The 7235-nt window shown below is 38.3% G+C and carries 8 protein-coding genes; all 8 read right to left on the bottom strand.

Features of this window, described 5'->3' with window-relative positions; all coding sequences use genetic code 11:
- Window positions 1-111 precede the first annotated feature (111 nt).
- Window positions 112-558, bottom strand: coding sequence for a Fe-S cluster assembly sulfur transfer protein SufU (gene sufU / locus STRINF_RS00075; protein ID WP_006530953.1), 447 nt, complete (start codon window positions 556-558; stop codon window positions 112-114).
- Window positions 545-1777, bottom strand: a complete 1233-nt coding sequence (locus tag STRINF_RS00080; protein ID WP_006530954.1) for a cysteine desulfurase — start codon at window positions 1775-1777, stop codon at window positions 545-547. The genes sufU and STRINF_RS00080 overlap by 14 nt, the downstream gene beginning before the upstream one ends.
- A gap of 1 nt (window position 1778) precedes the next feature.
- A complete protein-coding gene (gene sufD, locus STRINF_RS00085; RefSeq protein ID WP_014334313.1) occupies window positions 1779-3041 on the bottom strand; it encodes a Fe-S cluster assembly protein SufD in 1263 nt (420 codons plus the stop codon).
- A gap of 74 nt (window positions 3042-3115) precedes the next feature.
- On the bottom strand, window positions 3116-3886 hold the full coding sequence (gene sufC, locus STRINF_RS00090) for a Fe-S cluster assembly ATPase SufC (protein WP_006530956.1): 771 nt from the start codon (window positions 3884-3886) through the stop codon (window positions 3116-3118).
- A 113-nt stretch (window positions 3887-3999) separates the two neighbouring features.
- The gene (locus STRINF_RS00095; RefSeq protein WP_006530957.1) at window positions 4000-5163 is read right to left on the bottom strand and encodes a glycosyltransferase family 4 protein; all 1164 of its coding nucleotides are present in this window, start codon (window positions 5161-5163) and stop codon (window positions 4000-4002) included.
- A 1-nt stretch (window position 5164) separates the two neighbouring features.
- A complete protein-coding gene (gene mecA / locus STRINF_RS00100; protein WP_006530958.1) occupies window positions 5165-5878 on the bottom strand; it encodes an adaptor protein MecA in 714 nt (237 codons plus the stop codon).
- Window positions 5879-5981: 103 nt separating this feature from the next.
- The gene (locus STRINF_RS00105) at window positions 5982-6821 is read right to left on the bottom strand and encodes an undecaprenyl-diphosphate phosphatase (protein ID WP_006530959.1); all 840 of its coding nucleotides are present in this window, start codon (window positions 6819-6821) and stop codon (window positions 5982-5984) included.
- 51 nt (window positions 6822-6872) lie between these two features.
- Window positions 6873-7235 (bottom strand): DUF2207 family protein (locus tag STRINF_RS00110; RefSeq protein WP_006530960.1); only part of this gene is annotated, 363 nt, incomplete at its 5' end.

Raw genomic sequence — 7235 nt, forward strand, 5'->3', positions numbered from 1 at the left:
ATTCCTTTTCCTGTTGAAAAGACTGGTGTCACGTCATCGTGGAAGCCATATTGATACTCACCAATATCAATTGGTTTTGGTGTTACTTTTTCATTTTTTTCAGGCATCTAATTACCTTTCTGTATTTTTACTACCGTTTTCAATAGCTTTTTTTAAGGCGTTCCAGGCAAGAGTTGAACATTTAATACGTTGTGGAAATTTTGAAACTCCTGCCAAAAAACTTGCCTCACCTAATCTTTTTTGGGCATCGTCTTTTTCACCTTGAACCATTTTTGAAAAAATCTCAGCTAGTTCAAGAGCTTCTTCTTTCGTCTTGCCAACAACAGCATCAGTCATCATACTTGATGAAGCTGTTGAAATGGTACACCCATCACCAGCAAATGCAATGTCAGAAATGCGATCACCGTCGAATTTGACTGATAGTGAAATCATATCACCACAAGTTGGATTGTTAAGATTAACTTGATCAACATCTTCGAGTTTTCCGTGATGATGTGGATTTTTTGAGTGATCTGAAACAACTGCCATATAAAGACTATCTAATCTAGAAAGTGCCATTGAAAAACTCCTTTGTTTTAAGAATTGCTTCTATTAGTTTATCACAATCTTCTTTCGTATTATAGATATAAAAACTTGCGCGCACTGCCGAATGAATTCCAAGATAATTAATCAAAGGTTGTGCACAGTGATGTCCTGCTCGCACAGCAACACCTTCATAATCAAGTGCTGTTGCCACATCATGTGGATGCAATCCATCAAAATTAAATGAAATGACTCCCATGTGCTGACTAGGGTCTTGTGGACCGTAAACTGTTACTCCTTCGATGGCTTGTAGTTTAGGTAAAACATAATCAACCAGTTCTTGCTCATGCGCATGAACATTATCTAAACCAAGATTATCCAAATACTCAATAGCCGCGCCTAAAGCAATAGCACCAGCAATATTTGGTGTCCCGGCTTCGAATTTCCAAGGCAATTCTGTCCAAGTGGCTTCTTGTTCGTAAACGAAGTCGATCATTTCCCCACCAAATTCAACTGGGGACATTTGATTGAGCAATTCTTCTTTACCATAAATCACACCAATGCCTGTTGGTCCAAGCATTTTATGTCCTGAGAAAGCAAAGAAATCACAATCCAAATCTTGAACGTCAATTGTCATATGAGGAGCAGACTGTGCACCGTCAACCACCATATAAGCACCAACTTCATGAGCTAATTTGGCAATTTCTTTAACAGGTTGCACTGAGCCTAAAACATTTGAAACATGGGCAATGCTTACAAATTTTGTTTTATTTGAAAGTTTGCTGCGCAAATCTTCCATATCCAGCTGACCATCTTTTAAATAAACATAAACCAATTTTGCACCAGTCTTATGGCAAACTTGTTGCCAAGGAACGACATTCGCATGATGTTCTAAAACTGAAATAAGCACTTCATCGTCTTTTTTAAGAACTTCTTGGGCAAACTGTGCAACCCAGTTAAGTCCAGTTGTTGTTCCACGTGTAAATAACACTTCTTTTGTTGACTTAGCATTAATGAACTGACGTGCTGTTTCACGACTGGCTTCATAAGCGGCGGTTGCACGTTCAGCAAGGGTATGAACACCGCGGTGCACATTGGCATTGATAGTATGATAATACTGATTGAGCGCATCAAGTACTTCTTGTGGTTTCTGAGTTGTTGCCGCATTGTCCAGATAAACCAGAGGTTCATCATTGACAACTTGGTCAAGGATGCAAAAGTCTTGAGCGATTTTATGAGCGTCTAATTTTGTCATATTAGCGTTGCTCCAACTTACTGTCAAGCACAGCAATCATTTCATCACGCACTTCTTTGACAGGAATTTCAGTGATAACAGTACCTAAGAAACCACGAATAACTAGGCGTTCTGCTGTTTCCTTGTCAATACCACGACTCATGAGATAATACATATCTTCTGGGTCAACTTGTCCGATTGAAGCGGCGTGACCAGCTGTCACATCATTTTCATCAATCAATAGGATTGGGTTGGCATCTGATCGTGCTTTATCTGAAAGCATCAGAACACGGCTTTCTTGTTGAGCATCCGCTCCCTTAGCACCTTTTACAATATGACCAACACCATTAAAAGTCAATGTTCCGCGTTCAAGAATGACACCGTGTTGTAAAATGTGTCCGACTGAATGGCAACCGTAGTTTGTCACGCGCGTATCCACACCTTGAACTTGACGGCCAGATGAAGCGGCAACCACTTTAAGATTAGCTTGGCTACCATCTCCGTACAAGTCTGAATCAAAATCAGCAATCACATTGCCTTCATTCATGATGCCGATTGCCCAGTCCACCACAGCATCTTTACCATGATGAGCACGACGGCTAATATAAGTTGTCACGTTATTTCCAAGACGGTCGATAGCAGAAAACTTCACTTGACTGCCATCTAAAGCAATAACTTCAACAGAGATGTTTGCTGTTGCTTTAGCATCGCCTTCACCGATTGATTCAAAACGTTCTAGATAACTGATGTGACTATTTTTTCCTACAATAATAAGGACGTGTTTATTAAATGGAACATCACTAGCCTTATCTTGGAAAAAGAGACCTTCGATTGGCTCTTCAATGTCCACATTATCTGGAACATAAAGCACAGCAGCACTGTTAAAGTAAGCTGTATGATAAGCAGCTAACTTGTCTTCCAAGTCACCACGCGCTTTACCAAAATATTTTTCAATCACTTCTGGAATTTCTTCCAAAGCGCTATAAAAATCTGTAAAAATAACACCTTTTGACATCAAGTCAACAGGTAATTGTTCAAGGACAGTTTGTGTTCCAACCTGAACAAGTTTTGGATTATCTCCAAGTGCTGTAAAATCAGGGACATTAGCCAAAGCCACATCCTCTGAAATACTTCCATCACCCAAGTTCCAACGGTGAAATTTTACACGGTTGACTTCTGGTAATGGCAATTTATCTATATGATCAAAAGCAGCTAAGCGTCGCTCTTGCAACCACAAAGGTTCTGCTTTTGCTTGTGAAAAATTTAAAACTGATTCTTTCGTCATAATTTGATGTTTACTCCTTTTTATATCCAACATACGAGTATCATCTACTATAATAGTAGACTTGACATCATCAATTACACTTCTTCTTCGTATTTAATTCCAAGTTCTTCGGCAATTTTCGCATAACCTTCTTTTTCAAGACGAGCAGCAAGTTCTGCACCACCTGTAAGAACAACACGACCATCCATCATAATATGAACAACATCTGGTGTGATGTAGTTAAGAAGTCGTTGATAGTGAGTGATAATCATTGCTCCAAAGTCATTCCCACGCATAGCGTTAATACCTTTTGAAACAACTTTCAAAGCATCGATATCAAGACCTGAATCGATTTCATCAAGAAGAGCAAATTTAGGTTCAAGCATCAACAATTGAAGAATTTCATTACGTTTTTTCTCACCACCTGAGAAACCTTCGTTAAGGTAACGTTCTGCCATTTCTTCTTTCATGCCAAGAAATTCCATCTTTTCATCCAATTTTGTGATAAAATCCATAACAGGAATTTTCTCGTCATCTTCTTTTCCAGCATTCATAGCCGCACGAATAAATTCAGCGTTAGTAATACCTGGAATTTCAGATGGGTATTGCATGGCAAGGAATAAACCAAGGCGAGCGCGTTCATCGACTTCAAGGTCAAGAATGTTCTCACCATCTAGCAAAATTTCACCCTGAGTAACCTCGTAATTTGGATTACCCATGATAGCAGCTGAAAGCGTTGATTTACCAGTTCCATTAGGACCCATAATCGCAGCAATCTCTCCAGTCTTAAGGGTTAAATTGACACCCTTAAGAATTTCTTTATCTTCAATTGAAACATGAAGATCTTTTATTTCAAGTACAGACATGTGTACGTTCCTCCAATTTATCAAATGCGGCAGTAACTTTTTTCTGAAAATTACCGCAGTTCTATAGGGTTACTAATCATTATATCAAAAAAAAGCCATAATAGGCTTTCCATTTACTTATTATTTTTGCGATTTTTCCATTTTAACATTATCGCTTGGCGATAATCGCTATTTCCGATAAATTTAAGGGTATCGAAGAGTGGTGTTCGACCAACGCCCCAAATTTCAAGTCCTTCAATAAAGACTTCTAGGGCAAAGGCTAAACCAATCATCAAAAGGACACCACCTAAACGGCTTGAAACATTTAGCAAGAGTGCGATAAGTGAGAAAAGAATTGCAATTCCATAAACGACCAAAACAGCTCCACGGTGTGTAAACCCCATAGCTAACAAACGGTGATGCAAATGCATCTTGTCTGCTTCTGTCGCTGGACGCCCTGATAATTTACGGCGAATAATCGCAACAGTTGTATCCAAAATCGGAACACCAAGAATAATAACTGGTGTCACCACCGCAACAGCAGTCGAATTTTTCAACCCTTGAAGAGATAGCACACCAATCATAAATCCTATGAAAAGAGCTCCGGTATCTCCCAAGTATATAATAGCTGGATTGTAATTATAAGGGAAAAATCCTGCAATACAAGCAATCAATAATAAGATTGTCAAAGTCAAGTAAAAGTCGGTCTGTGGCAAGAAGAAATAAGATACCAAAGCCATTGTAATCAAGCTAATGATAGAAACACCACTCACCAGACCATCTAAGCCATCAATCAAATTCATGGCGTTTGTAATTGAAATAATCCAAAAAACCGTCAAAAAGAAAGTGACTACTGAATTGAATTGCAATAATGGTCCGCCGAAAGGAATTTTAAAACTATCAAAACGGAAATCCGTAAAGGCCCAAACAATGACAGCTCCTAAAATAATCCCTGCCATTTTTGTTTTTGGCTTCAATTCATAAATATCATCGATAAAACCAGTCGCTGTAATGATAAATCCACCAATAACAACTGGCAAAATATAATCAAAATAAGAAATCGTCCAAATCGGCTGTTTCAAAACCATTGGCATAAAAATCAAAGATGACATTAAAAAGGCTAAGAAAATCGCCAACCCACCACTACTTGGCATTGGGACTTCATTAACACGACGAGTATTTGGATTGTCAACGGCACCAACACGAAAAGCAATAAAACGAACAATTGGCGTCAAGAAAAGTGATAATAAAAACGCGCCAATTAAAACTAAAACATATTCAATTGTAAAGGGTGCCATACTATACCAACTCAATCATTTTTAATTTTTCGACGGCATCATCCGTCAATAATTCAACCGCATGCTCTTGTAAATAAGCACGAGTTTTTGTACCAGCGCCAGCGTATTCTAACATACGAGCATACATCAAATTTGCATAATAAGATGGGTGATTTTGCAAATCAATGAGAACTGTCATGTAGTAAGCCCCATCCATCTTATAAAGCTCTGAAGCTTCAACTGGAAAATCAATAGCCTTAGCAAAAGCAACAGTAGCTTCTAAGCTTGGAAAATCCAAGACATAGTGAACATAATCTGATGGATTCACATCTTCAACAGCACCTTCCATCATTTCTTCAATCTTACCTAATTTTTCGTGAGCTTCCGTGTCGCCTTTAGACAACATTGTCTGCTCTAAAGTCTTGAAAAATTCCTCAGGTGACATGTTTGAAACATCATCAAAGGCTGCTAGATCTTCAAAGTTTATATCTTTATTGATTTCAGATTTGGTAACAAAGACATCAATGCGGTCTTTACGTGGTGTCACACGGAAACTAAGCATGCCACTGTCTTTGAAATTATCTGGTAAATCCAATTCATCCATTACTGAATAGAAGAACTCTTCTGTCTTTTCTTGTGGAATCAAGAAGTCTTTCAACTCCATTCCGCGTTCTTCTAAATCTTCCATACTAATCGTTATTTTTAGCGTTGTCTCGCTAATCTGTTTCATTTCCATACTATATACCTCGCACTAGTAGTCATTTTATTATACAAGAAAAGTCTTGTTTTTTCAATTTTTACGTCATAAAAAGCAGCCCTGACAAGGGCTGCTGGCTTTTTTAAAAGATAAATTTGGCAATGCTATATAGAATAAGAATTGTTCCCAAAACGATACGATATTTACCAAAAATAGTGAAATCGTGTTTCTTAACATAATCAGTCAAGAAGCGGATAACGTATAAACTGACAAGGAAAGCTGTAACGCTTGCCACCATCAAAATCAAGAATTGGCTAAAGTTTAGAACATTTCCGTCTAAGAAGAACTTAACAGCTTTCAAACCACTGTAACCAAACATAGTTGGAATAGCAAGGAAGAAAGTGAAGTCAGCTGCAACTGAACGACTTGTTCCCACAATGATTGCTCCAAGGATTGTTGCTCCTGAACGACTTGTTCCTGGAATGATACTTAGAACTTGGAAGCATCCAATCCAAAAGGCTGTCAAATAAGGCATGTGAGCAAGATCAGTCACTTCAGGTTCAATATTAGCATTTCGTTTTTCAATCCAGATAAATGCAATCCCGTAAACAATTAAGGCAATTGCGATTGGAATCATGTAGTTGAAGTGTGCTTCAAACCAATCATCAAAAGGTACTGCAATTAAAATCGATGGAATACATGCAATAACAACTTTTAACCATAGCTGCCATGTCAACTGAACTTCACGCGCTGTTTTTCCTGGCTGGAATGGATTCAAACGTTTAAAGTAAATCACAATAACCGCTAGGATAGCTCCCAATTGAATGACAATGTTAAACATGTCCAAAAACGCTTTATCTTGATTCAATTTAATAAATTCTTGAACCAAAATCAGGTGTCCTGTACTTGAAACAGGTAACCACTCTGTAATTCCCTCAACTACCCCTAAAAAGATAGCCTTAAGTAGTTCGAAAAATAACATAAGCTCTCCTTAATTTAATATCCCCTCAATTATAGCAGATTTGAAAGCATTTTAAAATGCTCCGCCGCCTCCGCCTCCGCCACCACCGGAGAATCCAGCACTAGAGCCTGAACTACTAGATGATACAGAGAAATGCGCAGCTGAATCAGCACTTTGACTAGCCATTCCCAAACGATGAGCTTGCATGCCAATAAGGTAGCCAATTTCAGGATTCATCATAAAGTCTGATTCGCTAGCAAGTTTAATGTTATGAATTTTAAGGAATTTTTGAACTTGTTTGGCATAGCCGAACAGAGTCGCATAAACCAAGATGCGATTCCAGACGACAACACCTTGCCAATCAACCTTATCAAATTTGTTAATGTCTCGCATCATATTAGTAAAGCTAACCCAAGCTTGAATACGTTGTTGTCC

This window comes from Streptococcus infantarius subsp. infantarius ATCC BAA-102, from assembly GCF_000154985.1.
In the GTDB taxonomy this organism is placed as follows: domain Bacteria; phylum Bacillota; class Bacilli; order Lactobacillales; family Streptococcaceae; genus Streptococcus; species Streptococcus infantarius.